The sequence below is a fragment of the Arthrobacter sp. BL-252-APC-1A genome, from assembly GCF_009696625.1.
Lineage (GTDB): Bacteria > Actinomycetota > Actinomycetes > Actinomycetales > Micrococcaceae > Arthrobacter_B.
Map to the genome: position 1 here is coordinate 44,500 of NZ_VULS01000012.1, position 26,010 is coordinate 70,509.

Genomic DNA, 26,010 nt, shown 5'->3' on the forward strand with positions numbered 1-26,010 from the left:
TGCCCCTGCCGGCGATTCTGCTGCGCTTAGCCTGCCATGCCGGCCGCTGCACCTTTTCTCGGCCAGGCCAGCGCAGCAAGGCAGGCGGCCGCGGCGATCGCCGCGGCGAACCAGTAACCGCCGGCGAAGACTCCAAAACTCGGGGTCATAATGCCGGCCGCCACACTCGAGACAGCAGAGACGCCGGCAGCGGCCCCAAACTCATGGAAGGTGCTCAGCGCACCCGACGCAACTCCTGCCTCCTGCGGCTGCACTGCCGAGAACATGCTCCCGGCGGCTGCAACAAAGACTGCCCCGACGCCGAACCCGGCCACCGACGTGCCGATGATCAGCACTGTCATGGAGAGAATCCCCGCGGCGGCCGCCAAGCCGGCGCATGCGATCAGCAGGCCTGCAACTGCCACTGCGCGGACGCCGCGGGCCGGGAGCATCCGCCCAGCCAGCGTCGAGCCCAGAATTGTGCCAAACGCGACGGGCAGGAACGACAATCCGGTTTCCCACGCCGTGAACCCATGCAGCTGCTGCAGCACAAAGGAACCCAGGAAGAACACGGAGATCATCAGGGCGGTAGCCACGAAGATCAGGCCGAGGCCCAGGACCACTGGCCGCCGCCGGAGCATGGCGGGATCAACCAACGGCTCGGCGGCGCTGCGGATGCGGCGCCAGAACAGCACGTAACCGAGCAGTCCCGCTGCTACCGGGACCAGCGTCTGGACGCTGACCCAGCCGTAGTCGCCGGCAGAGACCAGTCCGTAGACGACTGCTGCCGTCGCCGCGGTCACCAGGGCCGCGCCTGCGGGGTCCAGCCGTCCGCCCGAGCCAGGAAGCGGCCGGACCCACAAAGCCAGGCACACCAGCAGGAGAACTCCGACGGGCACGTTTACGAAGAACACCCAGGGCCAACCCGGGCCGGCTGTCAGCACAAGTACCCCCAGGGCGGCCCCGGCCCCGCCGAGGGCCGACCAGACGCCCAACGCGCGCGCCAACTCGTCCCCGGAGAAGCTCCGAGCAATCACCGAGAGCGCTGCAGGTGACATCGCGGCGGCTCCCAGTCCCTGCAGTGCCCGCGCAGTGAGGAGGACTTGCGGCCCTCCCGCCAGCCCCGCCAGCAGTGAGGCAGCCACGAACAGGCCCAGGCCTGCCAGCACCACGCGGCGGGGACCCAGCACATCCGCGGCCTTCCCGCCCAGCAGCATCAGCCCACCAAACACCAGGGCGTAGATGCTCGCTGTCCAAGCCAGCTCGGACCGGCCCAGGCCAAGGTCAACCTGGATGGCCGGCAGAGCGATGGCCACCACCGTGACATCCACAATGAGCATCAGCTGGGCGATGCCCAGGAGCCAGAGCATTCTCCAGCGGTGGGGAACTCCGGCGGCTGTCTCCCCTGGGAAAGCGGCTTCATGCCCTGTTCCGCTCTCCGAGCGTGGTTCTGAATCGTCAAAAGCCTGCATCGCAAACACCCACCCAGCATGTTGGATTCGGATGCAACCCAACGTAACTCGAACAGTGGTGTTCAACAAGAGGTTTTCGGAATGGCCTTTTCCACCAAGCCCTCCGGCCTGACGGGAGTCCGTCCTGTGTCGCAATAATGCTGGATTGCTCGCACCCGGTTCATCCTGTGTCGCAATAAGGTTGCTCCGGGCGCGGCATAGCGACGGCGCTGCCACACACGATGGGAGATGGTGATGGTAAACGACGTTATTGCGGCACTGGATGGGCGCTACCGAAGGAGCGCCGCCAGGAGTGTGGTCCGCACCAGCGACGGTGCTTGCTCAGCTGAGATTTCTCCTCTGTGCACAGCAGCAGAAGCGCCATGCAGGACCGCTTGGATCACACTGATCTGCCATTCGACGGGCATATCAATGCGGAAGGCACCTTGCTCCCGTCCGCGTTCCAGCAGAACCCGGACCCGTTCAGCGGGCTCGTCATGTGCCCGCCGGATCTCCTCCGGTGGAAGGCTACCGGATGCAGCAACCACCAGTGCCCCAAACCGGTGAGTTAGGTGCCAGGTCATTTCCAGGAGCCGGCCGAGCGCCTCGGCCGGATCGCCGTCGAATTCCTCGCCGGACAATGCCTTGTCCGTCTGGTCGATGGCGCGCGCCATGACTTCCTGAAGCAGGACCGTGCGGGTCGCGAAGTGGCCGTAAAGGGTCACTCTGCCAACGCCGGCCGCCCTGGCAATTTCACTCACGCTGGCGTTCGGATCAACGGCCAGAAGTCGGGTGGCAGCCGCCAGAATCGCCTCGATGTTGCGGCGGGCGTCGGCGCGCTTGCCTTCGTCTGGCCTAGTTCCGGACGGGGGAACCGGGGTGGCTGGTACTGCAGGCATCGTTCTCCTTCCGAATCTGGAGAATACCCCAGCCATTCTGCTGCCGGTTTCCATTTCTGCTGCCGTTTCAAACCGGCAGCAGAAAACCGAACCGGTCGATTTATCGCACAGGGCCATCGGCGTAGACTCCCAGGCACTGCCTGCGAGAGGAAGCCAGCCATGAGCGATCCGCACCAGCCAGCATGGTGGACCAGCGCCGTCGTCTATCAGATCTATCCGCGCAGTTTCGCGGACGGCAACGGGGACGGAATCGGGGACCTGCGCGGAATCCTCGCCCATGTGGACTATCTGCAGGATCTGGGGGTCGACGTCGTCTGGTTGTCCCCGGTGCACGAGTCGCCGCAGCGGGACAACGGGTATGACATCTCCAACTACCGCCGGATCGACCGCCTGTTCGGCACGGAAGAGGACTTCGACGAGCTGCTCGGACAGCTGCATGTGCGCGGCATGAAACTGGTGATGGACCTGGTGGTCAACCACACCTCCAGCGAGCACCCCGTGTTCCAGGAAGCCCGGAAGTCACGGGAGAACCCGTACCGGGACTATTTCTGGTGGCGGGACGCCCGGCCGGGCTTTGAACCCGGGGAACCCGGCGCGGAGCCGAACAACTGGGGCTCGCACTTCGGCGGACCGGCCTGGACTTTCGAGCCGGAGACCGGACAGTACTACCTGCACCTGTTTACGCCGCACCAGCCGGACCTGAACTGGGAGAACCCGGCCGTTCGGCACGAGGTCTACGAGACGATGCGCTGGTGGCTGGACAGGGGCGTGGACGGCTTCCGGATGGACGTCATCAACTTCATCTCCAAGGACCTGGCGCTGCCCGACGGCCTGGTGGGACCGGGCAGTGTCTGGGGCGACGGTTCCCCGCACTTCACCAACGGGCCCCGGATCCACGAGTTCCTGCAGGAGATGCGCCGCGAGGTCTTTTCAGGGCGCGACGGCGACTTTCTCACCGTGGGCGAAACCCCCGGCGCCACGGTGGACCAGGCGCTGCTCTATACCGACCCGTACCGGGCGGAACTGGACATGGTCTTCCAGTTCGAGCATGTGAGCCTTGACCAGGCCGGCGGGCGGAAATGGGATTACCGGCCCCTGAGTCTCCCGGACCTGAAAACGTCCTGGAACCGCTGGCAGCGCGGACTGGCGGACCGCGGCTGGAACAGCCTGTACCTGAGCAACCATGACCAGCCGCGGCATCTGTCCCGGTTCGGGAACGATGACGAATTCCGCTACGAATCAGCCACGCTCTGGGCCACGCTGCTGCATCTGCAGCGCGGTACGCCGTATGTGTACCAGGGCGAGGAAATCGGCATGACCAACGCCGGCTTCACCTCGATCGAGCAGTACCGCGACGTCGAGTCACTGAACTTCTACGCTGAATCCACAGCGCAGGGCATGCCCGCCGGGGAGGCCCTCGAAGCACTGCGCGCCATGAGCAGGGACAATCCCCGCACCCCGATGCAGTGGACTGCTGGACCGAACGCGGGGTTTACCGAAGGCCAGCCCTGGATCGACGTCAATCCGAACCATGTGGACGTCAATGCCGAAGCCGACCGTTCCGCGGCGAAATCGGTCTTCCGGTATTACCAGGACCTCATCCGGCTCCGGCACACCCACGATGTGGTTGTTCTTGGCGACTTCCATTTGGAGGCGCCTGAACACCCGCACCTGTTCGCCTACCGCAGGACCCTGGACGACGCGGCCTGGCTGGTCCTCGCCAACGTGTCCGGCGACGCCCTGGAGGTTCCGCTGGGGCTCGCGGCCGATGGGCCGCCGATTCTTGGCAACTACGCCGAGGCAGGCGGTGCCGGGAACCTTCGCCCGTGGGAGGTGCGGGTCCTGGACGTTTCTGAAACCGTGAGCTGGGTTGGCTAGGCTCGGACAACAGCCACAGTGAAAGGAAGCTTCATGCCGAACTCCACCGTCCCCACCGCCCGCAGTGACGTGGTGATCACCACCAAATTCAACAAGCGCTGGCACAGCCGCGACGGCGTCCGCCAGGCCTTCTCCGCGTCAGCGCAAAGGCTCGGCACCGACTACATCGACCTGCTGCTGGTGCACTGGCCCAACCCTGACCAGGACCAGTACGTTGAAGCAGTGCTCGGGCTGAACGATCTGCTCGAAGAAGGCCTGATCCGCGGCATCGGAGTTTCCAACTTCAAGCCGGCCCACCTGCAGCGCCTCGCTGACGCCGGTGTCATCCCGGACCTGAACCAGATCCAGGTGGATCCCCGCCACATCCGCGAAGCGTCCCGCCAGGCAAACAACAGGCTCGGCATCGTGACCGAGTCATGGAGCCCGCTGGGGCGCGACGGCGGCCTGTTGGAGGACACTGCAGTCACCGCGCTGGCCGCGAAGTACGGAAAGACCCCGGGACAGATCGTGCTGCGCTGGCACGTCCAGCAGGGGCTGGTTCCCATCCCGAAGGCATCTTCGCGGGAACACCTGGCGGAAAACCTCGCAGTCTTCGATTTCGCCTTGGAAGAAACGGAAATCGCGGATCTTTCAGCGCTGGACGCCGGAGAAGCCGGGATTCTGGACTCCGACAGCTTCGGCCACTGACCCCCGCCGCCCGCCGCCGCACTTTTCGGCGGCGGGCGGATACGTTAGCGTCGGGGCATGTCCCGCAGCCCCCTGATCCGCACCCTGACCGCCCGTGCCCCCAAGGCCAGCCGCCCCCGCCGGGCGGCCGCAGTGGTGCTGGGCCTGTTCCTGATGTTCGCTGGAACCAGCCATCTCACCTTTGCCCGGGACGAATTCCAGGCACAGGTCCCCGGCTGGGTGCCGCTGGACAAGGACCTGGTAGTGCTGCTGTCGGGGATCGCTGAGATTGGGCTGGGCGCCGCCCTGGCCGCTCTGCCCAGCCGGCGGGTACCTGTTGGGCTGGCTGCAGCTGCCTTCTTCATCGCGATCTTCCCGGGCAACATCTCACAGTACGTAACCCAGACAGACGGTTTTGGCCTCGACACGGATCAAAAGCGCCTCGTCCGGCTGTTCTTCCAGCCGCTCCTGGTCATTTGGGCACTCTGGTCCACCGGAGCCTGGCAGGCGCTGCGGCAGGCTTCCCGTCGAGAGGCCGGCCGCTAAACCGATTAGCCCTGCTATCCCGGCGTAGTGCACACCACATCCCTGCGTGGCCAACACCACGGGAGGAAATCCCGGATCTGTGAGCCGTGTTATGCCAGCCGGCCCGCGGTCCGGCCTAGCATTAATTAAGGCACAGCGGCGCGGGCACTTCGGCCTGCCTGCTGGTCCCACTCCAGATCTGGAAAGGAGGACATACCTATGTTCCAGACCAAGACAAGCCAACGGTCATCGAACCGCACCACTGCCCTTCTCGCGGGCATCGCGGTCGCTTCTGCCCTCGTGGCGGGCGGCGTATCCGCTGTTGAAATGAGCTTCGAGACTGCTCCGAACCTCTCCGGCATGGCCGCTCCGGCTGCTGCCGAGGCGAACGCGTAGGGCAGCGCCGGCGGAAAGCCGCCAAAGGGCCGCAGGCATTTGCCTGCGGCCCTTTTTGCTGCACGGGTGCAGTGGCAGAATGTCCCGCAGAACGGCAGCACCCAAGCACCAGCCCAGGAGCTGATCGCATGGCCGAACCGCAGCGGACACCAGCAGGACCGGACTACGGCAACGTCCCCGTCATAGTCTCCGGCGTCATCGCCGGATTCGTAGCCGTCACGACGGCAGTGGTTTCCACAGGCGGCGCCGAGAACGAACTGCGCTGGCAGCTGGGGCTGGCTGCCGGGTGCATTACGTTCATCGTCTGTCTGCTGACGTTCCTGCTGATGATCATTGCCGGTAAACCCAATCCGGATTCAATGGGACACGGCTCCGGGGTGAACCGCAGGTTTGGTGCGGTTCCGGGCTCCGAGGACAAGGACCCGGACGAATCCAGGAACGATTAACGATTAAAAGGATTGGGCGGCCGGTTTCCCGGCCGCCCAATCCTTTTACTACTGGCTAACTCCTGCTGCCGCGGCGGCGCTTAGCTGCCGCTACGCCTGCACCGCCCACCGCGATCAGGCCAGCGCCGAGGGCCAGGAAGCCCCCGGCAAACTCGGCGCCCGTGGACGGCAGACGCTTCTTGCCCGGCCGATCCGGCGTCGGGCGCGGTGCCGGCTGCGTTGAGGTGTAGGTGTTGACGACCCGCAGCTCGGAGGCACCGGCCGCGGTAATCCCCACCGGTTCGGGGAGGACTGTGCTGACTTCCAGCCCGCTGGTTACCCCGGTAGCCGTCTCCGTCACGGCACATTCAGAACCCTGGGCAAGCCCGCCGTAGGTGTTCATGACGTCGCCGGTGGCACCGGCCTGTATCGTCACGGTCTCATCCAGCACCGTCTCCTCCCCCAGCGTGCAGACCACGTTCAGCACCACTTCGCCCTGATGCCCGGCAGCTGCACCGGCGATCTGCTTGGTGACAACCAGCGTGCCCGGATTGAAGGTGTAGGTGTTGGTCACCGTCGCCTCGCTCGCGGTGGCCGCGGCGATGGTTACCGGTTCCGGAAGGACCGTGGTGACCGCGACGGCGTCCGTCGCACCGCTGCCCGGTTCGGTGACCGCGCACTCGGTACCCACAGCCAGGTCTTCGAACACCTGGGTTTCAGTCCCGGTGGTTCCCGCGGGGATCGTGACCGTCTCATCCAGCACGCTCACGCCGTCCAGCGTGCAGGTGATGCCCAGGACGATGTCATCCTGCGCCCCCGCTGCCTCACCGTCGATCACCTTGCTGACGCTGAGCGAACCCGGATTCAAGGTGTAGGTGTTCGTGACCGTGGCTTCCACCCCGGCGCCGGCCGCGATAGTGACCGGATCCGGCAGCACGGTGGCTACCCCAACGGTTTCGGTGGAGCCGTCCTGAGTCTCGGTCACGGTGCATTCGGTGCCGACCGTCAGGTCCTCGTACTGGGTCGATTCAGTGCCGGTGGATCCCTCCGCGATGGTGAATGTTTCGTCGAGGACCGTTTCGCCGTCCAGGATGCAGACGGTTCGCAGCACGATTTCACCCTGGTTCCCGGCCTCTTCGCCGTCGATGACCTTGCTCACGGAGATTGATCCGGGAGCGAAGGTATAGGTGTTCGTGACGGTGGCTTCGACTTCACCTCCGGCAGGAACGGTGAACGGATCCGGAAGATCCGTCTCCACCAGGATTGCGGGGGTGCTGCCGTCTTCAAGTTCCGTGACCAAGCAGGATGCCCCCGCCGGCACATTCAGGAAGCGGCCGAAGACCGGGGAAGCTGCCTGCGGCGGGCCCTGGAAGGTCTCTTCCAGGACGGTCGCCCCGTTCAGCGTGCAGGTGACCTCAACCAGGACGCCTTCCTGACTGCCGGCGGCCGGACCCTCGAAATTCTTGTAGACCGTGATAATGCCGGGTTTCTGTGTGTAGGTGTTGGTGACCGCGGCAGTTGCGGTGCCTCCTGCCGGGATGGTCGCGGTGTCCGGCAGATCAACGACGACGGCGATCTCGTCAGTCTCGCCGGTGGCGGACTCCGTCACTGCGCACGCGCTGCCCGCCGGGATGTCCGTGAACGTCTGCGCTTGCGGTGCGGTAGTCCCCGCCGGAATCGTGACCGAGGTGCTGAAGGTGGTGACGTCGTCGAGGCGGCAGAGGATGTCTATCTGCACTTCACCCTGCTGACCTGCCGCTGCTCCGGCGATGGTCTTGGAGACAGTCAGTGAGCCCGGGTTCACCGAGTAGGTATTGGTGACGATAACTTCCACGCCGTCCTCCGCCGGGATGGTGACAGTACCCGTGGTCGGTTCAAACACCGTCTCGACGCCAATCTCGGTGCTGGATCCGTTGGCCGTTTCGGTGACGGTACAGCTCGTGCCGGCGAGCAGGCCCGGGTATTCCACCGGATCGGTTTCGGTGGCTCCCGCTGGGATGGTGATCGTCTCGTTGAGGGTAGAAGCCCCGGTGCAGACGACGTTCAGTGTCACGGGACCCTGCTGGCCGGCGGCAGCGCCGTCGATCAGCTTGCGGACTGCCAGGACACCGGTCCTGAACGTGTAGGTGTTGGTGACAGCGGCTTGCACACTGCCCGCAGCGGGAACGGTGTATGTCCCCGTTCCCGTGGTCTCCACCGCGATGCTGGTGGTTTCTCCGCTGCTGGTTTCCGTGACGACGCAGCTGGTGCCAGCCGGCAGGTTTCCGTACTCGGTGGGGGTGACCTCCGTGGCGTTGGCCGGGATGGTGATGGTGTCATTGACCACCTGGGCTTCACCTGAGGTGCAGACCACCGTGATGACCACCTCACCCTGGGCCCCGGCGGCCTCACCGGCGATGGTCTTGCCCACGGAGAGCGTCCCGGGCACGAAGGTGTAGGTGTCCGTAACGGTGGCCGTCGCGGTGGTCCCCGCCGTGATGGGCACGGGGTCCGGCAGAACGGTGCTCACCGCTACGGTCGCCGTGGCGCCGTTGGTGGGCTCGGTGATAGTGCAGGTGGATCCCACCGGAATCTCGTTGAAGGTCTGGCTGACGGATCCTGTGGTGCCCGCATCGATGGTGAACGTGAACTGGTAGCCCTCGCCGCAGTTGATGCTGATGGCTACGGCTTCCTGGCTGCCGGCTGCCTCGCCGTCGATCGTCTTGGTCACTGCAAGGGAACCGACTTCAAAGAACTCCGCCTGCGCCGTCGCATTGGAAGTCAGTGTCCGGGTGGCGGCAAGGATCAGCTTCTGGGCGGTTGTGGTTCCCGACGTGGCGCCGTCGTACAGGTACACGTTTCCAGTCGGAACCGGAACCGCGGCCTGGGCCAGGATGGTGGCCGGTCCTGTGTCCCCGGCATCACTTCTCACCCATACCTGGGTCCCGGATCCAACCGGATTGGTGATGGGCACAGTGCCGGCTGCGTCGGCATAGAGGGTGAAGCCGTCGGACACGCTGAGAGTAATGTCGGCCCCCTCCTGCGCCTGCACGGTATAGGGACCCGCCACACCATTGACCGAGGCCTCTGCCGTGGCAGGGGTGACGGAGATATCCGGCGCCGGAGGTTCGGTCTGGGGGCCGGCGGCGATGGTCGCGTTCACGATTCCGGCGACGGCGGGGTAGAGGGGATCGCTGACGCTGACCACGTAGCCGTCGGTGAAGAACCAGATGGCTGCCTGCACTGCCGCCGCACGCTGGTTGTTGTTGAGGCCCGCGGGCAGGTTGGAGGACGGATAGTAGGTATTTAGTATCCGTTCCACGTATCCGATGTTGGGAACGTTGGCTTCTGACCAGGTGCCGTTGACGTAGCCGATGCCCACACGGGTGGAGGTGCGCAGGTCGATGCAGTACATCTGGGCTGTGGTGGTGCCCTGGGCGTCCTGGGTCTCGATGATTCCCGCGAAGTCCACGTTCTCTGTTTCGTAGCCCGCCGGCCGCGTTGTGGGATAGAAATTGATGGGCCAGGTAGCTCCTAGGGGCGGGATCGCCCCGTTGACGGCCTGCCCAAATCCCAGGGACGTGATGACGATGTCCGTCTCGTCGGAGGTGCCCACAGGGTCGTTCGGGACCGGCTCGTCAATGCGTGCCTGGACCGGTCCGGCGAACGGGAGCAGAAGCAGCAGCGCCAGGACAAAGACGGCAAGGCCTCTGATCCTCCGGCGCAGCCTTCGATTCGTGGTTTCACGGTGGGCAGAAGACTGCTGAGTGTTCATGGTTCCCCTCGGGTGCGAGTCGTCAGGCGGAGCCGGTCCCGGTCCGAAACGGGGTTGCTGGATCCGGCTCTGGCCGCCGAGACTAACCTCCGGTCCGGGCGGTCACCAGAGGGGCAGTCGATCTCCGCCCGTTAGGCCCGGATAATTCTCCGTTCACGCGCCACCGCGATGGCCGCGGTGCGGTTGTCCACGCCGAGCTTCTCGTAAATGTGGACCAGATGGGTCTTCACGGTAGCCTCGCTGATGAACAGCCGGCGGGACATGGCCCGGTTGGACATCCCGGTGGCCAGGAGCTCAACCAGCTCGATTTCACGCGCGCTCAGGGAAGGCTCCGGATTGCGCACGCGGCCCATCAGCCTGGCGGCGACTTCCGGAGCGAGCGCGGTCTGTCCGGCCGCAGCCGACCGGACGGCGTCCCGGATCGCCTTCGGCGGGGCATCCTTGAGCATGTAGCCGCTGGCGCCGGCCTCGACGGCCGCCAGGATGTCCGCGTCGGTGTCGTAGGTGGTCAGCACCAGCACAGGCAGGTCCGGGTACTGTTCCTTGATGCGACGGGTGGCTGTCACGCCATCCATGCCCGGAGCCATCTGAAGGTCCATGAGCACCAGGTCAATCCTCTCGCCCACGGCTGCCTCGCGTCCAAGGATCTTCAGCGCTTCATCCCCGTCCGCTGCCTCTTCGCCGACGGAAACCTCCTCGAAGCCGGAAAGCATCGCCCGCAGCCCGGCCCGCACCACCGGGTGGTCATCCACCAAGAGCACACGCAGTTCAGCCACGGCCCTGCCCTCCCGCGTCGGGAACCTGTCCCGGAACGGATGCGGGCAGATCCGCCGCGGCCTGCCGCGCGTCAGGCAGGGGAAGGCGGATGCCCACGGCGGTTCCTTCTCCCGGCACTGACTCAAGGTCCATCCTGCCTCCCAGCGCTTCAACGCGGTCTGCAATGGAAATAAGTCCGTAGCCGCTGCCGTCGTGGCGCGGCCCCGAACGGGCACGCTCGACCGGGTCAAACCCTCGGCCGTCGTCGAAAATGTCCAGCGTCACGTCCCTGCCGACGAAGGCCAGCGTCACCACGGCCCGGGAAGCGGAGGCGTGCTGCAGGACGTTCGCGAGCGTAGCCTGCACTGCCCGCAGCACGGCAACTTCATAGGGCGCCGGCAACGCTGCCGGGACGCCCTCCAACCGGAAACTGCAGGCCAGCTCCTGGCCCTGGGCGGCAGCCCGTTCCTGGACAGACCGGCAGGCACGCTCCAACCGGTCCACGAGTGACCCGCCGCCGTTCTCGGATCCACGCAGGTTCCGAACAAACTGCCGGGCCTCGGCCAGGTTCTCCGCCGCGGTTTCCTCGACCGTTCCCAGCCGCTCCCGCACGGTTTCGAGGTTCCCGGCATCGAGGGAAGCGCGGGCCGACCTGCTCATTAATACGATGCTGGCCAGTCCCTGGGCCAGGGTGTCGTGGATTTCGCGGGCCAGCCGCCCGCGCTCTTCCAGCACCCCCTGTTCCCGCTGGCTGCGTGCCAGTTCTGCGCGGGTGCGGTGCAGTTCGTCCAGGGCTTCTCGCTGGTTGGTCACCTCGGCGTACAGCGCCTGGTACGCGAGCGCCATGATGACGGCGAATCCGGCCCCAATCAGCGGGCCCAACAGCATCGCGGCGTGAAACTCCCCGGCGTGCGCCCACTGCGCCGCGACGACGGCGGCGGTGGTCACCGTGACGGCCAGGAGCGCCGGGCGCAGGGGCAGCAGATGCAGCTGGAGGAAGAACAGCGGAAAGGCCAGCCAGGAAAAGTCCGGGCTCAGCACCAGCAGCAAAGCCCAGAGACCTGTGACTGCACCCAGCCAGGCCAGGCCGTGCCGCTCCGGGTCAAAGCGCAGGGCACGGCGTCCCCGGCCGCCGTCGGACGCCCGTTTTTCGGCCACCGTCCCGATCACATAGACCGCTGCCAGCACCGCGGACAGCAGCAGCGCCAAGAAGGACACCCAGGACAGCGGGCCCATAAGCAGCATCCGGCCAACGGCGACGGCGAGCAGGAGCGCAAAACCGACGTGCAGGGCCAGGCGCAGCACACGCAGGACCCGCTCGCCGGCCCGTGGCCGGTCCAACTCAGCGGACATACCGCCAGCCTAGCCACGGCCGCACCGTGCCGCATCAACCGAATGGTTGACCGTCCGCTGCACCTTTTGATGCGTACGGACCGTACGGTCCACCGATGCCGGGTTTCCTTCCCGGCGGAAGAGTGAAAGCAAGGGAAATCCCGGAAAGTCCGGGCCCTGCAGACTACAAGACCAAAGGAACCCCACATGTACCTGGCCCTGCGAGAAATGCGCTTCGCGAAAGGCCGTTTCGCCCTGATGGGAACGGTCGTTGCCCTCATCAGTTTTCTGCTCGTGATGCTCTCCGGCCTCACGGCCGGCCTTGCCGACCAGTCCACTTCCAGCATCAAGTCCCTGCGAGCGGACGAAGTCGTCTTCGGGGCGCCCCCCGGTACCGAACCCAAGGCGTCGTTTACCGAATCCTCGGTCAGCCCGGAACAGCAGCAGGCGTGGCAGGACGCGCCGGGAATTAGCAGCGCCGAGCCACTGGGCATCTCCCAGGGCAGGATCCAGGCCGGCGGCACGGCATCCGCGGCGATCTTCGGCGTAAACCCCGGCAGCAGCATTGCCCCTGACGGGGTGGCACCGGGAAAGGCAGTGGTCAGCCAGCAATTCGCCGATGACCTTGGACTGCAGCCCGGCTCGGAAGCGTCCGTCAACGGCCAGCAGCTGATTGTCGCGGCTGTCGTTGAAGACCAGTGGTACAGCCACACTCCGGTCGCCTGGATATCGCTTCCCGACTGGAAGACCGCCGCCCACACCGAACCGGACGTCGCAGGCACTGTACTGGCCGTGGACTACGACGGCGGCCAGCGGGACAGTGGTGCGCTGGACGCCGCCAACACCGAAGCCGGAACCACCAGCATGGAACGTTCCGCCAGCCTCTCCGCGCTCCCGGCCTATTCATCCGAGAACGGGTCCCTGCTGATGATGCAGGCGTTCCTGTACGGCATTTCAGCCCTGGTGATCGTAGCCTTCCTGACGGTGTGGACGCTCCAGCGCACCCGGGACATCGCAGTGCTGCGGGCACTCGGCGGAACCCGTTCCTACGTACTGCGCGATTACCTCGCCCAGGCCGCAGTCATCCTGGCCGCAGGAACTGTTGCCGGCGGGCTGCTCGGTGCTGCCGCCGGTGCCGTAGCCGCCAAGGCCGCACCCTTCGCTGCCACAGCCGCCACGACGGTGCTCCCGGTTGCCGGTGTCTTCGTTCTGGGCCTCGCGGGCGCAGCGCTCGCCGTCCGCCGCGTCACGAAGGTGGACCCCCTCCTGGCCCTGGGCGGGAACTGAATCGCCACCGTGCAGACCACACCAGTTAGAGAACGGAACATCCCATGAACAGCACCACCACTGCCCTGATCCTGGAGAACGTCACCCTGGAGTATCCTGACGGGCAGAACAACACCGTCCGGGCCCTGGATAACGTGGGCCTGTCCGCCGTCCGCGGAACCGTCACGGGGCTGGCGGGGCCCTCAGGCTCCGGCAAGTCCAGCCTGCTCGCCGTCGCGGCAACCTTGATCCCACCGACCTCCGGAACAGTCCTGGTCAACGGGGCCGACGTCGGCGGGCTGGATGACGCTGAGCGTGCCCGTCTTCGGCGGGAGGAGATCGGCATCGTCTTCCAGCAGCCCAACCTGCTGCCGGCACTCACCGCCGTGGAGCAGCTCGTGGCCGTTGCCCATCTGCGCGGGGAACGCACCGGTCCGGCCGCGGACCGCGCCGGAGAACTGCTCAACCTCGTCGGGCTGGACGGACAGGTGAACCAGCGGCCCCACCAGCTCTCCGGCGGCCAGCGGCAGCGCGTGAACATTGCGCGGGCGCTCATGGGGAATCCGTCACTGCTCCTGGTGGATGAGCCCACCGCCGCACTGGACCATGACCGGTCCGCCTCCATCATGAAACTGCTCAGGGACGTCACGGAGGAATTCAATGTTGCCACCATCCTGGTGACGCACGACGTCGAGTTCCTCCCTCTTGCGGACGTAGTGGTGAGGATGCGGGATGGCGTCCTCACTCTGCCGGCTGCGGTGGACCAGCCCTAGCGCGGCGCTGCTATCCCACGGAACGGGAAACATGCCGCAGCCAGCGTGCCACGGTCTCGAGTTCCTCCGCGCTGAAGCCGTCGGTGATCAGGGCGTTGAGGTCGGTGATCGCTTCGCGGATGTCAGCCATCGCGTCTTCCCCGGCTGGAGCGAGCTCCACCCGGATGGTCCGCCGGTCCGCGGGGTCAGGACTGCGGGTGATCAGCCCGGACTGTTCCATCCTCGACAGCAGCCCGGAAGTACCTGCCGCCGAGCCGTGCAGCGCTGAGGCGACCTCGCCCGTGGTGGTCCCTGGCGCGGCCGCGACGTGGAACAGCACTCCGGCAGCCGGTGCGCTGATGCCGTGCGGGCGCCCGCGCCGGCTGATCCACCTCGCCAGCCGCCGTTGGGCTTCCAGGGTGAGGAAGACCAGCCGAGGAGGCCTACCGCCGTTCATGACCCGCTTATTCCCGCACGCGCGGCGAGCCAGGCAGCGGCGTCGGGCCACAGCACCGCGCCGGGACCGCGGCGGAAATATCCCATATGCCCGATTGTCGGCACACCGGCGTCCTCCGGCGCGTAGGTTCGGGTCTGAACCTGCGCGTTGACCAGCTGGCGGGCAATCACGCCGATCTGTTCCGGCGTAGCCCAGGGATCGTCGTCGAGCCCAACGCACAGCACCCTGGTCCGCACCCGCGCTGTCCGTTCCCGGGCATGCATGGTGGGGTCATCAAAGAAGTACCCGGGCGTGCGGGACCATTTGCTCCATTCCAGCATGGCAGCAGCAGGCATGTCCTCGCCGAGGCCCATCCTGCGTCCGGGAACATAGCCCAGGACGCGTGCCGCTCCGGGCCCCAGGACGCGCAGGATGAGTTCCACCCGGGCGCGCTCGGCACGGTCGGGTATGGAGCGGGTGACACCGGCGTGCGAGGCCACCGTCATAAAACCGTGCAGGCCTTCCCCGCCGTTGTTCAGCGCGAGCGCATGCCCGCCCAGGCTGTGTCCCACCGCGACGTGCGGCAGCTCCGGGTAGCGTTCGCGCAGCCAGGCTGCGGCGGCCGGAACATCCACGTCCATCCAGTCACGCATCCGCAGGGCTCGGTACTGCCGCGGGCTGCCGGAAGCACCGGTTCCGCGGTAGTCGTAGGAGAGCACGGCGAACCCACGGGTTGCCAGATACTCCGCGAAGCCGCTGTACAGCCGTTGCGGAACCGCAGTGGCCGGATGGATTGCGACGGCGGCAAGCGGCTCATCCTCCAGGGGAAGACGCAGCGTACCGAAGATGGTTCCCGCGGTCCGCACACCGATGCTGACCTGCCGCGCCTCAGTTCGGGGCGCCTCAATATTTCGCATGCGAATTACCCTAGGTCCGCACGGCCTTCAACACCAGAGGTTCTTAGATTGAGGTTCACTGAGCCGGCCCAAATTGGCGCGTTCGAGGGGCACGGACCCACGTCAGAGTATTAGCGAACAGTAACGTTGCGTAATTCGGTCCAAGTTAGGTTAGGCTAACCCTGCTGCGGAATTGAGTCCGCATACTTCACCGTCAAGCGCCGCACGTTTATTGCCGCGGCGGCGAGCACCCTAGGAGTACCTCTTGCGCTTCCCCCTGCCCAAAAAGGCCCTGGCACTCTCAGCCACGGCTGTTCTGGCCCTCACCCTCGGCGCCTGCAGCAGCGAGGCTGCCGACGCCGATCCGGCCGCAAGCAGCTCACCCTCAACCGAGTGGCCGCGCACCATCACGCACGAAGCCGGCGAAACGGTCATTGACGCCATGCCGGAAACGATCGTCTCCACCTCGCTGTCCGTCACCGGCACCCTGCTGGCAATCGACGCCCCCGTCACGGCTACGTCCGTGAGCACGGCCCGCAGCGGCACCGCCGACGAAAACGGCTTCTTCTCGCAGTGGGCCGACGTCGCCGTAGAACGCGGCGTCGAACCCCTCTACACCATCGGAGAGCTGGACCTCGAAGCCGTCATCGCCGAGGACCCGGACCTGATTGTCGTCTCCACCTCCGGAGCTGACTCCGTGCTGGATCAGTACGACGCACTGAGCGATATTGCCCCAACCATCGTGGTCAACTACGGCGACCAGACGTGGCAGGACCTTGCCGTGGAGCTGGGCGAGGCCACTGGCCTGGAGGACAAGGCCGTCTCCGTGGTTGAAGAGTTCGACAGTTCCCTCGCCGAGGCGGCCAGGAAACTGGACATCGCAGAAGGCACGACGGCGTCGATTGTCAGCTACAACGCCGGCGACGTTTCCCCGGTGGGCAAGGGCACCGGCCCGCACTCCCAGCTGCTCACCGCCCTGGGCTTCACCGTCGCGGAACCGGACGAGCAGTACGACACCTCCACGCAGAAGCGCGAAGACTTCACCTTCACGTCCTACGAAGGCCTTTCTGCATCGGTGACAGGTGACTACACCTTCCTGATCAGCTCCACCGAGAAGACCGTCGAAGCGTTCACTGCCGACCCGACCCTCGCCAACCTGCCATCGGTCCAGGCCGGCAAGGTCTATTCCATGGGCCCGGAGTCCTTCCGTCTCGACTACTTCAGCGCCAGCGACATCGTGGAGTGGTTCACGGCCTCCTTCCCGGCGAAGTAACAACACCCCGGCTGGCACGTTCAGTGTTCAAAACACCGCGCAGGCAGCACCGGCAGGCAATCACCTGGGCCCTCGGCCTGGCCCTGCTGGTGCTGCTGGCGTTTGCCAGTTTCGCCTCGGGGTCACGCACCATCGCCCTGGCCGATACCTGGGCAGCCCTGACCGCCTTCGATCCTTCCCGGGATTCGCACCTGCTGGTCCGTGAACTGCGGCTGCCGCGCACCTTCCTGGCCATCACCGTTGGTGCCGCCCTTGGCCTGGCGGGAGCGATGATGCAGGCGCTCACCCGCAATCCCCTGGCCGAGCCCGGGCTGCTCGGTGTGAACGCGGGCGCCGCATTCGCCGTGGCCATAGGCCTGGGCTTCCTTAACATGCGTTCCCCCTACCAGTACATGTGGCTGGGCTTTGCCGGAGCGGCAGCCACCTCCGTGCTGGTGTACCTGCTGGGCCGGGCCCATGACGCCGGCACCAACCCGGTTCGGCTGGTCCTGGCCGGCGCCGGGCTCTCCGTCATGCTCGGCGCCGGAACCAAGATCATCCTTCTCGGCGGACCCGACGAGACGATCACCGCCTATGCCGCCTGGGCCTCCGGATCCCTCCAAGGCCGCGGTTACGACGTGCTCCCCTGGGTCTTCGGGGCCTGCCTGATCGCCGTACTGGCAGCACTGCCGCTCTCCCAAAGCCTGGATTCGCTGGCCCTCGGCGCTGATCTCGGCAGGACCCTGGGCGTGCGGACCCGCAGCATCTGGGTCCTCGGTGCCGTTGCCATCCTCGTGCTGGCAGGCGCTGCCACTGCTGCTGCCGGCCCTATCGCCTTCCTCGGACTGGCGGCACCCCATGTGGCGCGGCTCGTCACCGGCCCCAGCCACCGGCGGCTGCTCCCGCTGTCCATGCTCTTCGGGGCGCTGCTGCTGCTGTTCGCCGACGTAGCCGGACGCCTGGTGGCCGCTCCGGCGGAAATCGGCGCCGGTGTCATGAGCGCGCTGGTAGGTGCACCCTTCTTTATTGCCCTGGCCCGGCGGCGAAAGCTGGCAAAACTGTGACCATCTCCAAAAGCTCTCCCCCGCGCACCCGCACCCTGTCCCTCGGCCCGGTCCTCTTGCGCTGCCGGCGCCGGACGCTCGTGACCGGCGTGGTCCTGGCGGCCGCCGCCGTCGTGCTTGGCCTTGCCGGCATGCAGACCGGCACCATCGCGCTGGCCTTTGGCGACGTCCTGGGTGCGGTTTTCGGCCAGGGCGAGAACCGCAGCGTCAAAGTTGTCCAGAAGATCAGACTGCCGCGCACGCTCACGGCCCTGGGGGTCGGCGCCTGCCTGGGCGCCGCCGGGGCCACGTTCCAGTCGATTTCCCGCAACGCTCTGGGGTCGCCGGACATCATCGGGTTCACCACCGGCGCCGCGACCGGGGCCGTGGCCCAAATCGTGCTGTTCGACGCCGGTCCGGGGGCCACTGCGCTAGCAGCGGTTGCCGGCGGCCTGCTCGCGGCCGGAATCGTCTACCTGCTCTCGCTCAACGGCGGAATTACCGGCGGATACCGGCTGGTCCTGGTCGGCATCGGCGTCGGTGCCATGCTGACGGCCGTTAACACCATCCTGCTGGCCAAGGGCGACTCGGATCTCGCGGCCGAGGCGCACCTGTGGCTTTCCGGTTCCCTGGCCGCACGCACGTGGGGGCACGCCGTGCCGGTCCTGGCCGCCGTCGTGATCCTGCTGCCCGTACTGCTGGTGCTGTCCCGGAACCTGAACCAGATGGAAATGGGCGACGACGCCGCCCGCGCACTGGGAATCCGCACCGAACGCACGCGGATCCTGGCGATGGCCGCGGCAGTGGGACTGACGGCGGTGGCAACCGCGGCTGCGGGTCCGATTGTCTTCGTGGCACTCGCCGCACCGCAGCTTGCCTCGCGGCTGACCCGTTCACCCGGCGTCCACCTCGGCACCGGTGCGCTGATGGGCGCGGTGCTGGTTGCCGGGTCGGACCTTCTCTCGCAGCGGCTGCCCATCCAGGCAGCCGTGCCGATCGGGCTGATGACTGGGCTGGTGGGCGGCGTGTATTTGCTCTGGCTCCTGACCCGAAGCAAGCAGGTCTAACCCATGAACACCAAGGAGAACCCCATGGAAGACGTCCTCTCCGGGCGCGGCCTGACCATCGGCTATGACGGCCGAACCGTCTCCGAACACCTGGATGTGAGGATTCCGCCAGGATCCTTCACGGCCATCATTGGTCCGAACGCCTGCGGCAAGTCGACGCTCCTGCGCGCGCTCTCGCGCCTGCTGAAACCCCAGGCCGGGCACGTTTTCCTGCAGGGAAAGGACATCGAGTCCTATCCAACCCGGGACGTGGCCCGACGGCTTGCGCTCCTGCCGCAAAGTTCCACCGCCCCGGACGGCATCACCGTGGCGGACCTGGTGGCGAGGGGACGCTTCCCGCACCAGTCCCTGCTGCGCCAGTGGTCGGCCGCGGACCAGGAAGCCGTGAGCGCGGCACTGGAAGCCACGGGCGTGCAGGACCTCGCTGACCGGACGGTCGGCGAACTTTCGGGCGGGCAGCGCCAACGGGTGTGGCTGGCCCTGGTGCTGGCACAGGACACGCCCGTGCTGCTGCTGGATGAACCCACGACGTTCCTGGACATTTCCCACCAGCTTGATGTCCTTCGCCTGTGCCGCACCCTGCACCGGACCGGCAATTACACACTGGTGACAGTGCTGCATGAACTGGGACTGGCGTTCCGCTTCGCGGACCATGTGATCGCCATGAAAGACGGGCGGATCGTAGCCCAGGGCCCTCCGGCGGAGATCGCGACGCCGGAACTTATGAAGGAGATTTACGGGATTGACGCCCTTGTCATCCCGGATCCGGCTACGGGAGGACCGTTGGTGGTGCCCCTGGAACCCGGACATTCCGGACCTGAAACACCCCGAAGCAGACCGGATGTTCCGCTGACGCTGACCACCGAAGGAGCTCCCGCATGAGCGGCCACCTGCTCACCGTTACACACATCGAAGACCTCACCCCGCGCATGCGGCGGGTCCACTTCGACGGACCCGGAATCGCCGGCTACGTCAACGCCGGCCCCCATGTTCCCAACGTCAAGCTCTACTTCCCGGCCCCTGGCCGGCCGCTTGACCTGCCGGATCGGGGCGAGCATGGCTGGGACTGGAAGCCGGGGCAGCGTGAACGGGTGCGCACCTACACCGTCAGCCGCCTGGCAGAGGATGCCTCCACTATGGCCGTGGACTTCGTCCGGCACCGCGGAACGTCCGTTGCCGCGTCCTGGGCCGAATCCGCCGCCCGCGGTGACCAGATAGCGGCCCTCGCCGGAGGCGGCGCGGTAGTAGGCGAAGCGGAGTGGGTCCTGCTGGCCGGTGATGAAACCGCCCTTCCTGCCATCGCCGGGACACTGGAACGCTTCGGTCCGCAGCAGCGCGGACTGGCAGTCATTGAGGTGGCGGGCCCGGAGGAAGAGCAGGTCCTTCCTGCACCGGACGGGGTCCAGGTGCGCTGGCTGCACCGGAACGGGGCCGCTCCGGGGACCACCACGCTGCTGGCCGATGCGCTGGCTGCGGTGGCACTGCCCGCCGCCGAGCTGTCAGCCGGGCAGGTGGCGGTGTGGGTGTCAGCGGAATCCGCCGTCGTACGATTCGCCCGCCGCCATTTGAAGGAGGCGGGGTTCCCGCGCCGGAAGCAGCTGATCATCGGCTACTGGAACCGCGGAATCGACGAAGTGGCCTACGGACGTGCCACGGACCACGACCGAGTGGACGGGGAGCTGGATACGGTTCTCCCCGGCCAGGAAGAGCGGCGCCATGCCCACGCCCATGCCCACTGAGCCTCCGGCGACCGCGCCGGCGTTCCCTCCCCCGCGCGAGCCTGTCCCGCAGCCGCCCGTTCCCATCCGTGTCCTGGCCGGACATTTCCGTGCCCATTGGGACACCCTGTCCGCGCCGGAACGCCAGCAGCTGCTGGCAGATCGGTACGCCTGGGAAACGCTGCTCATCGAAGACGACCCCGAGGCAGACCCGGGTTACCGTGCCGTCACGTTCCTGTACCGGAACCCGGCCGCGTCCGCCGTAGTCCTCTCCGCCAATGCGATGGTGCACCCGGACACTCTCGGGGCCTGTGAGTTCGAAGCCCTGCCGGACGGTCTCTGGGCACTGAGCTGGCGGATGCCGGCTTCCTGGGAAGCCAGCTACCGGATCACCGCACACAGCGGACCCGGCACCCCGCCCTGGCGCGCTGCCACGGACCGCCGCAGCGTCCGCCTTGCCGCGGATGCAGGAGGGCCGGATCCCCGGAACGAAGCGCAGTCCACGGGCATGTCGGGGGCGGCGACGTCGGTGGTCCGGCTGCCTGCCGTGCCGCCTTCCCCCTGGCTTGCCGCTCCGGTTCCATCCGCCCCGCGCGGCACCAGCATCATGGGTGAGCCGTCCGCCCTGCGCAGCCTTGGCCGGGAGGATACCGGGGCGGGCAGCAGGGCACCGGCACCGCCGCGGGTCCTGGGCAACTTTGTCCGGGGGCTTGAACTGCGCCGGGTCCGTGACCGTCGTGCCGGCCGGCTGCGGAATGTGTGGCTCTACCGGCCGCAGGCAGCCAATTCCGGTTCAACCCCGCTCCTGGTACTGCACGACGGGCAGGTGTGGGCCAAGTACCAAAACCTGGCGGGCACCCTGGACGCCGCGATTGCTGCCGGCATCATCCCGCCGCTGCACGTGGCCATGGTGGACTCCGTGGACGTGCCGACCCGCAGCCTGGAGCTCTCCGGTCCGACGGGCACCGTTGATTTCACCGCCTGTGACCTCATCCCGGAGCTGCGGCGCTCCCTGCCCCTCTCACCGGATCCGCTGCGAACGATCATTTCCGGAGCCAGCTACGGAGGGCTCGCTGCCCTCTGGCAGGTGGCTCGATACCCCCATACGGCAGCTGCTGCCTTGGCGCAGTCGCCCTCGCTGTGGCGGTACAGCCTGGAGCAGCCGCTGCTGACGGCCCCGGGCCGGCTCCTGGTCAGGCTGCAGGCAGGGATCTACGAGCCCAGCATCCATGAACCGGCACAAGCGCTCAGCCGTGCCTTGGTGAACGGCGGGGTTGATGCGGGTTTCCAGTCCATCACCGGAGGACACGACTGGGCCTGGTGGCATCCCCGCCTGATTCACGGCCTGGCGGGGATCCTGACAGGCTGAGCGGCGGGAGCCGGCTGCGTTATTCCCCGGCTTCCGGGTACTCCTCGCCGGTGTCCCGGGGGTAGTCGTCCTCGCCGTCGGGGGCCGTGCCGTCGCGTTCCTGGTCCAGCCGGTCTGCCTCTGAACCTCCGGGCAGGAGTGGATCCCCGTGTGGGCGGACCGGATCGCCGGCGTTTTCGTCCTCTTCCAGTTCCGGCGCGGCGGGGAGCTGTTGCTCCAGGGTGTCTTCTTCGTTGCCGGAAGGAATTGCGGGTTCTTCAAAGGGTGTGGCCATTGCGGATTCTCCTTTGCAGCACGTGCACGGTCCTGCCCTGCATCGGCCGGGCCGGAAGGTGCGGTAATTGCCGGGGTTTCCACCCTATGCCATAAGACTGCTGCCGAACTGAGTATCGACCAGTTCGAATAAGTAGACTGACTAGTATTCCGTTGGGCTAGAATTGTGCGCATGCCTGAAACCGCGAACCCGACAGGCGCGGGCTACTGGTACAACCAGTCAGCTGAGACCGCCGGCGGTGTAGACGTCCTGAACGCGCTCCGCGCCTACCGCGCAGCCGAAGCTGCCATGCGCCGCAGAACCCGCGACTCGATGCGGATGAACGAGACGGACCTGCTGGCCGTCCGCTACGTCATGCAGGCCCGCCAGGCCGGCAAATCCATTGGCCCCAAGGATCTGTCCCGCGTCCTGAGCATCTCCACCGCCTCCACGACCGCCTTGATAGACCGGCTGCAGAAGGGCGGTTACCTGACCCGGCGGCCGCACCCCACGGACCGGCGCGCCCTGGAGATCATCCCGACCGAGAATGCTGACCATGAGGTACGGGAAACCCTCGGAAAAATGCACCGCAAGATGCTGGACACCGCCGAATCACTGACTCCTGAGGAGGCCGTGATTATCACGCGCTTCCTGCAGGAAATGACCCGGGTCCTGGAGAGCGACGGGTAGGATAGGTCTCCAAACTTTACATCCCAGGAACCTTACATTATAAATAGTCAAGCTAGCTAGTTGCTAGCCTACCTATCGAAGGGTGCAGTTCATGACGGTCGTAGATTCACAGCAGGTCCCCGCCAACCCCGCCCCGGACGACGAGCCCCTGTCCTCCCTGGCCATGGCCGCCTCCAACCTGGAAGCACAGCAGTGGGCAGTTGACCGTGCCGAGCAGGTCCTCACCGAGCTGGTGCAGAGCGCCGTCAGCGAAGGACTGGAGACCGGCAGCATCGCAGCCGTGGCCGGCATGACCACGGAAGAAATCGAGAAGATCTCCGCCGAAGGCACCGCCTCCTAGTCACAGCAGCCCCCGCCACGCTTCTCGCCGCAACCGCAGCAGCGTGTCATATAAGTACTCTTAGCCCGAGTCCCCCCACCTCGCGCTAACGTGTTCCATGACACATCCGCAGCTGCAAGGGAGAAGCGTGGCGGTTTTCAGCAGGACCCGAAGGACGCCCCCTGTCAGGGCGGGACTGGCACTCACCGGCGTCCTCCTGATTGGCGTAAATCTCCGCGTAGCCTTCGTCTCCGTGGGCCCGCTGCTAGCAGACATCGGCCGCGAATTCGACTTCAGCAGCGCCCAGTCCGGCCTCCTCACGGGACTGCCCCTCATCGCGTTCGCACTGTTCTCGCCGCTGGCTCCCGCCGTCGCCATAAGGATCGGCCTGGACCGGGCGTTGTGGCTCTCGCTGGCTTTGCTTGCGGCCGGCACCGTCTTCCGATCCACACCAGTTCCCACAGCACTCTGGACGGGAACCGTCCTGATCGGCATCGCGATTGCGTTCCTCAACGTGCTGCTGCCCTCGCTGATCAAACGCGATTTCCCGGGCAGGATCAGCCAGCTCACAGGCCTCTACATTGCCGCCCAGAGCCTGGTCACGGCCCTGGGCGCCGCCGTCGTCGTCCCGGTTTCCCTGGTCCCCGGTTCAGGCTGGCGCCTGGCGCTGGGCATTTGGGCCGGGCTGGCACTGATCGCCATGGCGATCCTGCTCCCGGGCCTGAAACGCGGGAAGGCCGACGGCGATGCAGCCGGTTCGGCAGTAGAGGAGCCGTCCGCGCCGGTCCGGTTCCGCTCCCCCTGGCGGACTCTGCTTGGCTGGCAGGTAACCCTGTTCATGGGCCTGCAGTCCGTTGGATTCTTCGTCGTGACAACCTGGCTGCCCAGTATTGAACGGGACCAGGGAATTTCCGAAACCACGTCCGGACTGCACGTCTCCGCTTTCCTGGTGGTGGGCACAGCGTCATCCCTGCTGACCGGCGCCGTCCTGGGCCGGTTTGCCGACCAGCGCCTGCTGGGCATGGCGGGCAGCCTGCTGGCCATGGCCGGCTTCCTCGGACTGCTGGCTGCTCCCGAGCTGTCCCTGGTGTGGGTGGTTGTCAGCGCCTCGGGCTGCGGCAGCATGATCGTCACGGCCCTGTCCCTGTTTAGCCTGCGGACCACCAACCACGTCCAGGCGGCAGCCCTGTCCGGCATGGCCCAGTCAGTCGGCTATGCAATCGGAGCCGCCGGACCTGTGCTCTTCGGCTTCCTGTACGACCTCAGCGGCGGCTGGACGGTCCCGCTGGCCGCGAGCGCCGGGATTATGGGGCTGAGCTGCGCCATGGCCTTCCTCGCCGGCCGCGACCGCGTGCTGCCGGAACTGCCCCGGCAGCGGCCCGCGGCACAGCCTGGCAGCTAATTCCGCTCGTAGCGCCAGTCGCTGCCCCGCATCACCAGGCGGTGCCGGTCACCGGGCTGCCCCGTCCCCTCCCCCGGATACTCTTCGTCGCCGTGCCAGGCAATAACGGCGTCGGGTTCGTAGCCGTCCAGCAGGCGGCTGCTGAAGGTCTCCGGAACGGCACCGGCAGCATGCTCCAGTGCGGCAGCAGCATCCTGGAACCGCTGCAGCAGCGTCAGCGTGACAAAGGTCGGAGCAACCAGGAGCATTTTGCCCGTGCGGTGCAGCTGCAGGGCATCACCCGGCCTCAGCCAGGCATAGTCGATTAGCTCGCCGGGGTTCAGCCTGATCTCCCCCGCCGGCGCCGGTGCCAGGAAGAACCAGGTGCGCAGCCGCTTCGGCGCCTGCAGCGGGGGAACCCAGCAGGAGAGTTCAACAAGTGACTCCGGTGCGAGCTCCAGTCCGGTTTCCTCAACAGTCTCCCGCACCCCGGCGATCCTCGCTGCGGGCAGGTCCTTTTCAGGGTTCCGCGGCTCAGCCTCCAGGTCCGGCGGCACCGACCCGGCGGCGTCGTAGTCTTCCGGATCCACCCGTCCGCCGGGGAAAACCCAGGCACCGGCAAACGTCCCCGTGTGCCGCGGCCGCTCCAGCAGCAGGACCTCAATCCCATGCTCGCCGTCGCGCAGCAGGACCACCGTTGCGGCTGTGCCAACCAGTGTCATCATTCCCCTGTCATTTCCCTGTCCAAGGACTTGTTTCCTCCATGGATCGTAACGAACGCACGCTCCGGCTCAGCACCGTTGCCCGCCGGCACCGGGTGCCTTTTCATTGAACCCAGGAGGAACAGCCATGGACTCATCCGCAGGCAATGCGAAGTACGACGTCAAAAAGGCAGAGCGGGAAATCTACTCCCCCGGGCGCAGCTTCACGCTGGTGGAGGTTCCGCCGCAGCGTTTCCTGGCCGTTGACGGCCATGGGAACCCGAACACCTCCCCGGATTACGCCGCCGCCGTGCAGGCGCTCTACTCAGTGGCCTATGCCCTGAAGTTCGCTGCGAAGCGCAGTTTGGGGCGGGACTCGGTGGTGGCGCCGCTGGAAGGGCTGTGGCGGGCGGAGAACCCGCAGGTTTTCGCGGAGGGGAACAAAGACTCCTGGGACTGGACCATGCTGATCAGCCAGCCGGAGTGGATCAGCCCGGAAATGGCTGGGGAAACTGCTGCGGAGGTACGGACCAAGAAGGGCCTGGAGGCAGCCGCTCGCATCCGCTGGCTGGAACTTCGCGAGGGCCTGTCGGTGCAGGTGCTCCATATTGGTTCCTACGACGACGAAGCTCCACTGCTGGCCCGGCTGCACCATGAGTTCATGCCGGAGAACCACCTGGATTTCAACGGGGACCACCACGAGATCTATCTCAGCGACCCCCGCCGCACTGCCCCGGAGAGGCTGAAGACCGTGCTGCGCCAACCCGTTCGGAGAAAATAAAACAATCTGCCTCTTGCATTAGTGT

General features: G+C 66.5%; 26 protein-coding genes. 17 read left to right on the top strand and 9 right to left on the bottom strand.

Features of this window, described 5'->3' with window-relative positions:
- Positions 1–26: 26 nt before the first annotated feature.
- Both FYJ28_RS15525 and FYJ28_RS15530 read right to left on the bottom strand, forming a co-directional pair.
- Positions 27–1,349 carry an MFS transporter gene (locus FYJ28_RS15525; RefSeq protein WP_229780510.1) on the bottom strand — a complete coding sequence of 441 codons (1,323 nt, stop codon included), beginning with the start codon at positions 1,347–1,349 and terminating at the stop codon, positions 27–29.
- 371 nt (positions 1,350–1,720) lie between these two features.
- Positions 1,721–2,329 carry a TetR/AcrR family transcriptional regulator gene (locus FYJ28_RS15530; RefSeq protein ID WP_154579950.1) on the bottom strand — a complete coding sequence of 203 codons (609 nt, stop codon included), beginning with the start codon at positions 2,327–2,329 and terminating at the stop codon, positions 1,721–1,723.
- 159 nt (positions 2,330–2,488) lie between these two features.
- Between FYJ28_RS15530 and FYJ28_RS15535 the strand changes: the two genes are divergently transcribed.
- From FYJ28_RS15535 to FYJ28_RS15555, 5 genes are all read left to right on the top strand, one after another.
- Positions 2,489–4,207 (top strand): alpha-glucosidase, encoded by a 1,719-nt coding sequence (locus FYJ28_RS15535; RefSeq protein WP_154579951.1) that lies wholly within the window; start codon positions 2,489–2,491, stop codon positions 4,205–4,207.
- A 33-nt stretch (positions 4,208–4,240) separates the two neighbouring features.
- The gene (locus tag FYJ28_RS15540; RefSeq protein WP_154579952.1) at positions 4,241–4,894 is read left to right on the top strand and encodes an aldo/keto reductase; all 654 of its coding nucleotides are present in this window, start codon (positions 4,241–4,243) and stop codon (positions 4,892–4,894) included.
- Positions 4,895–4,951: 57 nt separating this feature from the next.
- Positions 4,952–5,419: a DoxX family protein gene (locus tag FYJ28_RS15545; protein ID WP_195840700.1), complete on the top strand. Its 468-nt coding sequence runs from the start codon at positions 4,952–4,954 to the stop codon at positions 5,417–5,419.
- 198 nt (positions 5,420–5,617) lie between these two features.
- The gene (locus FYJ28_RS15550; RefSeq protein WP_154579953.1) at positions 5,618–5,794 is read left to right on the top strand and encodes a hypothetical protein; all 177 of its coding nucleotides are present in this window, start codon (positions 5,618–5,620) and stop codon (positions 5,792–5,794) included.
- 128 nt (positions 5,795–5,922) lie between these two features.
- Positions 5,923–6,240 (top strand): hypothetical protein, encoded by a 318-nt coding sequence (locus FYJ28_RS15555; RefSeq protein WP_152225709.1) that lies wholly within the window; start codon positions 5,923–5,925, stop codon positions 6,238–6,240.
- Between the two features lie 55 nt (positions 6,241–6,295).
- On the opposite strand, the gene FYJ28_RS15560 is transcribed toward FYJ28_RS15555, so the two are convergent.
- The 3 genes from FYJ28_RS15560 to FYJ28_RS15570 form a co-directional block, all read right to left on the bottom strand.
- Positions 6,296–9,973, bottom strand: coding sequence for a thioester domain-containing protein (locus FYJ28_RS15560; RefSeq protein WP_154579954.1), 3,678 nt, complete (start codon positions 9,971–9,973; stop codon positions 6,296–6,298).
- Positions 9,974–10,104: 131 nt separating this feature from the next.
- The gene (locus FYJ28_RS15565; protein ID WP_326831762.1) at positions 10,105–10,749 is read right to left on the bottom strand and encodes a response regulator transcription factor; all 645 of its coding nucleotides are present in this window, start codon (positions 10,747–10,749) and stop codon (positions 10,105–10,107) included.
- Positions 10,742–12,082 carry a sensor histidine kinase gene (locus tag FYJ28_RS15570; protein WP_154579955.1) on the bottom strand — a complete coding sequence of 447 codons (1,341 nt, stop codon included), beginning with the start codon at positions 12,080–12,082 and terminating at the stop codon, positions 10,742–10,744. The genes FYJ28_RS15565 and FYJ28_RS15570 overlap by 8 nt, the downstream gene beginning before the upstream one ends.
- A 186-nt stretch (positions 12,083–12,268) precedes the next feature.
- Between FYJ28_RS15570 and FYJ28_RS15575 the strand changes: the two genes are divergently transcribed.
- Together FYJ28_RS15575 and FYJ28_RS15580 are read left to right on the top strand one after the other, a co-directional pair.
- The gene (locus FYJ28_RS15575) at positions 12,269–13,348 is read left to right on the top strand and encodes an ABC transporter permease (RefSeq protein WP_154579956.1); all 1,080 of its coding nucleotides are present in this window, start codon (positions 12,269–12,271) and stop codon (positions 13,346–13,348) included.
- A gap of 44 nt (positions 13,349–13,392) precedes the next feature.
- Positions 13,393–14,100, top strand: a complete 708-nt coding sequence (locus FYJ28_RS15580) for an ABC transporter ATP-binding protein (protein WP_154579957.1) — start codon at positions 13,393–13,395, stop codon at positions 14,098–14,100.
- A 10-nt stretch (positions 14,101–14,110) separates the two neighbouring features.
- On the opposite strand, the gene FYJ28_RS15585 is transcribed toward FYJ28_RS15580, so the two are convergent.
- Entirely contained in the window at positions 14,111–14,536 is a 426-nt protein-coding gene (locus FYJ28_RS15585; RefSeq protein ID WP_154579958.1) for a MarR family winged helix-turn-helix transcriptional regulator, read from the bottom strand.
- Positions 14,533–15,432: an alpha/beta hydrolase family protein gene (locus FYJ28_RS15590; protein WP_154579959.1), complete on the bottom strand. Its 900-nt coding sequence runs from the start codon at positions 15,430–15,432 to the stop codon at positions 14,533–14,535. Before FYJ28_RS15590 ends, FYJ28_RS15585 begins: the two co-directional genes overlap by 4 nt.
- Before the next feature lie 244 nt (positions 15,433–15,676).
- Here FYJ28_RS15590 and fepB point away from each other — a divergent pair, with 244 nt between their 5' ends.
- From fepB to FYJ28_RS15620, 6 genes are read left to right on the top strand one after another with little or no spacing between them, the layout of a single operon-like run.
- Complete coding sequence (gene fepB / locus FYJ28_RS15595; protein WP_154579960.1) at positions 15,677–16,684, top strand: Fe2+-enterobactin ABC transporter substrate-binding protein; 1,008 nt, start codon at positions 15,677–15,679, stop codon at positions 16,682–16,684.
- Between the two features lie 23 nt (positions 16,685–16,707).
- On the top strand, positions 16,708–17,727 hold the full coding sequence (locus tag FYJ28_RS15600) for a FecCD family ABC transporter permease (RefSeq protein WP_326831763.1): 1,020 nt from the start codon (positions 16,708–16,710) through the stop codon (positions 17,725–17,727).
- Entirely contained in the window at positions 17,724–18,773 is a 1,050-nt protein-coding gene (locus FYJ28_RS15605; protein WP_326831764.1) for a FecCD family ABC transporter permease, read from the top strand. The genes FYJ28_RS15600 and FYJ28_RS15605 overlap by 4 nt, the downstream gene beginning before the upstream one ends.
- 3 nt (positions 18,774–18,776) lie before the next feature.
- Positions 18,777–19,655: an ABC transporter ATP-binding protein gene (locus tag FYJ28_RS15610; protein WP_154579961.1), complete on the top strand. Its 879-nt coding sequence runs from the start codon at positions 18,777–18,779 to the stop codon at positions 19,653–19,655.
- Positions 19,652–20,512, top strand: coding sequence for a siderophore-interacting protein (locus tag FYJ28_RS15615; protein WP_082413210.1), 861 nt, complete (start codon positions 19,652–19,654; stop codon positions 20,510–20,512). The genes FYJ28_RS15610 and FYJ28_RS15615 overlap by 4 nt, the downstream gene beginning before the upstream one ends.
- On the top strand, positions 20,490–21,860 hold the full coding sequence (locus FYJ28_RS15620; protein ID WP_154579962.1) for an enterochelin esterase domain-containing protein: 1,371 nt from the start codon (positions 20,490–20,492) through the stop codon (positions 21,858–21,860). Before FYJ28_RS15615 ends, FYJ28_RS15620 begins: the two co-directional genes overlap by 23 nt.
- 19 nt (positions 21,861–21,879) lie before the next feature.
- On the opposite strand, the gene FYJ28_RS15625 is transcribed toward FYJ28_RS15620, so the two are convergent.
- The gene (locus FYJ28_RS15625; protein ID WP_055238964.1) at positions 21,880–22,134 is read right to left on the bottom strand and encodes a hypothetical protein; all 255 of its coding nucleotides are present in this window, start codon (positions 22,132–22,134) and stop codon (positions 21,880–21,882) included.
- Positions 22,135–22,305: 171 nt separating this feature from the next.
- On the opposite strand from FYJ28_RS15625, the gene FYJ28_RS15630 reads away from it, so the two are divergent.
- The 3 genes from FYJ28_RS15630 to FYJ28_RS15640 all read left to right on the top strand — a co-directional run bounded on the left by FYJ28_RS15630 (position 22,306) and on the right by FYJ28_RS15640 (position 24,524).
- Positions 22,306–22,803: a MarR family winged helix-turn-helix transcriptional regulator gene (locus tag FYJ28_RS15630; RefSeq protein WP_154579963.1), complete on the top strand. Its 498-nt coding sequence runs from the start codon at positions 22,306–22,308 to the stop codon at positions 22,801–22,803.
- Between the two features lie 91 nt (positions 22,804–22,894).
- Positions 22,895–23,143 carry a hypothetical protein gene (locus FYJ28_RS15635; protein ID WP_055238966.1) on the top strand — a complete coding sequence of 83 codons (249 nt, stop codon included), beginning with the start codon at positions 22,895–22,897 and terminating at the stop codon, positions 23,141–23,143.
- 127 nt (positions 23,144–23,270) lie between these two features.
- Positions 23,271–24,524, top strand: coding sequence for an MFS transporter (locus tag FYJ28_RS15640; RefSeq protein WP_246167232.1), 1,254 nt, complete (start codon positions 23,271–23,273; stop codon positions 24,522–24,524).
- Here the strand turns inward: FYJ28_RS15640 and FYJ28_RS15645 are convergent.
- A complete protein-coding gene (locus FYJ28_RS15645; protein ID WP_154579964.1) occupies positions 24,521–25,228 on the bottom strand; it encodes an NUDIX hydrolase in 708 nt (235 codons plus the stop codon). The genes FYJ28_RS15640 and FYJ28_RS15645 overlap by 4 nt on opposite strands.
- A gap of 124 nt (positions 25,229–25,352) precedes the next feature.
- On the opposite strand from FYJ28_RS15645, the gene FYJ28_RS15650 reads away from it, so the two are divergent.
- Positions 25,353–25,985, top strand: coding sequence for a GyrI-like domain-containing protein (locus FYJ28_RS15650; RefSeq protein ID WP_154579965.1), 633 nt, complete (start codon positions 25,353–25,355; stop codon positions 25,983–25,985).
- The last annotated feature ends 25 nt before the right edge of the window (positions 25,986–26,010 follow it).

Excerpts from the sequence above, each read along its gene's own strand:
- FYJ28_RS15570 (WP_154579955.1), bottom strand. The coding sequence starts at position 12,082 with ATGTCCGCTGAGTTGGACCGGCCACGGGCCGGCGAGCGGGTCCTGCGT.
- FYJ28_RS15545 (WP_195840700.1), top strand. The coding sequence starts at position 4,952 with ATGTCCCGCAGCCCCCTGATCCGCACCCTGACCGCCCGTGCCCCCAAG.
- FYJ28_RS15645 (WP_154579964.1), bottom strand. The coding sequence starts at position 25,228 with ATGATGACACTGGTTGGCACAGCCGCAACGGTGGTCCTGCTGCGCGAC.
- FYJ28_RS15630 (WP_154579963.1), top strand. The coding sequence starts at position 22,306 with ATGCCTGAAACCGCGAACCCGACAGGCGCGGGCTACTGGTACAACCAG.
- FYJ28_RS15610 (WP_154579961.1), top strand. The coding sequence starts at position 18,777 with ATGAACACCAAGGAGAACCCCATGGAAGACGTCCTCTCCGGGCGCGGC.
- FYJ28_RS15560 (WP_154579954.1), bottom strand. The coding sequence starts at position 9,973 with ATGAACACTCAGCAGTCTTCTGCCCACCGTGAAACCACGAATCGAAGG.
- FYJ28_RS15580 (WP_154579957.1), top strand. The coding sequence starts at position 13,393 with ATGAACAGCACCACCACTGCCCTGATCCTGGAGAACGTCACCCTGGAG.
- FYJ28_RS15590 (WP_154579959.1), bottom strand. The coding sequence starts at position 15,432 with ATGCGAAATATTGAGGCGCCCCGAACTGAGGCGCGGCAGGTCAGCATC.
- FYJ28_RS15525 (WP_229780510.1), bottom strand. The coding sequence starts at position 1,349 with ATGCTCTGGCTCCTGGGCATCGCCCAGCTGATGCTCATTGTGGATGTC.
- FYJ28_RS15620 (WP_154579962.1), top strand. The coding sequence starts at position 20,490 with ATGCCCACGCCCATGCCCACTGAGCCTCCGGCGACCGCGCCGGCGTTC.
- FYJ28_RS15625 (WP_055238964.1), bottom strand. The coding sequence starts at position 22,134 with ATGGCCACACCCTTTGAAGAACCCGCAATTCCTTCCGGCAACGAAGAA.
- FYJ28_RS15635 (WP_055238966.1), top strand. The coding sequence starts at position 22,895 with ATGACGGTCGTAGATTCACAGCAGGTCCCCGCCAACCCCGCCCCGGAC.
- FYJ28_RS15550 (WP_154579953.1), top strand. The coding sequence starts at position 5,618 with ATGTTCCAGACCAAGACAAGCCAACGGTCATCGAACCGCACCACTGCC.
- FYJ28_RS15615 (WP_082413210.1), top strand. The coding sequence starts at position 19,652 with ATGAGCGGCCACCTGCTCACCGTTACACACATCGAAGACCTCACCCCG.
- FYJ28_RS15535 (WP_154579951.1), top strand. The coding sequence starts at position 2,489 with ATGAGCGATCCGCACCAGCCAGCATGGTGGACCAGCGCCGTCGTCTAT.
- FYJ28_RS15530 (WP_154579950.1), bottom strand. The coding sequence starts at position 2,329 with ATGCCTGCAGTACCAGCCACCCCGGTTCCCCCGTCCGGAACTAGGCCA.
- FYJ28_RS15585 (WP_154579958.1), bottom strand. The coding sequence starts at position 14,536 with ATGAACGGCGGTAGGCCTCCTCGGCTGGTCTTCCTCACCCTGGAAGCC.
- FYJ28_RS15540 (WP_154579952.1), top strand. The coding sequence starts at position 4,241 with ATGCCGAACTCCACCGTCCCCACCGCCCGCAGTGACGTGGTGATCACC.
- FYJ28_RS15650 (WP_154579965.1), top strand. The coding sequence starts at position 25,353 with ATGGACTCATCCGCAGGCAATGCGAAGTACGACGTCAAAAAGGCAGAG.
- FYJ28_RS15575 (WP_154579956.1), top strand. The coding sequence starts at position 12,269 with ATGTACCTGGCCCTGCGAGAAATGCGCTTCGCGAAAGGCCGTTTCGCC.
- FYJ28_RS15555 (WP_152225709.1), top strand. The coding sequence starts at position 5,923 with ATGGCCGAACCGCAGCGGACACCAGCAGGACCGGACTACGGCAACGTC.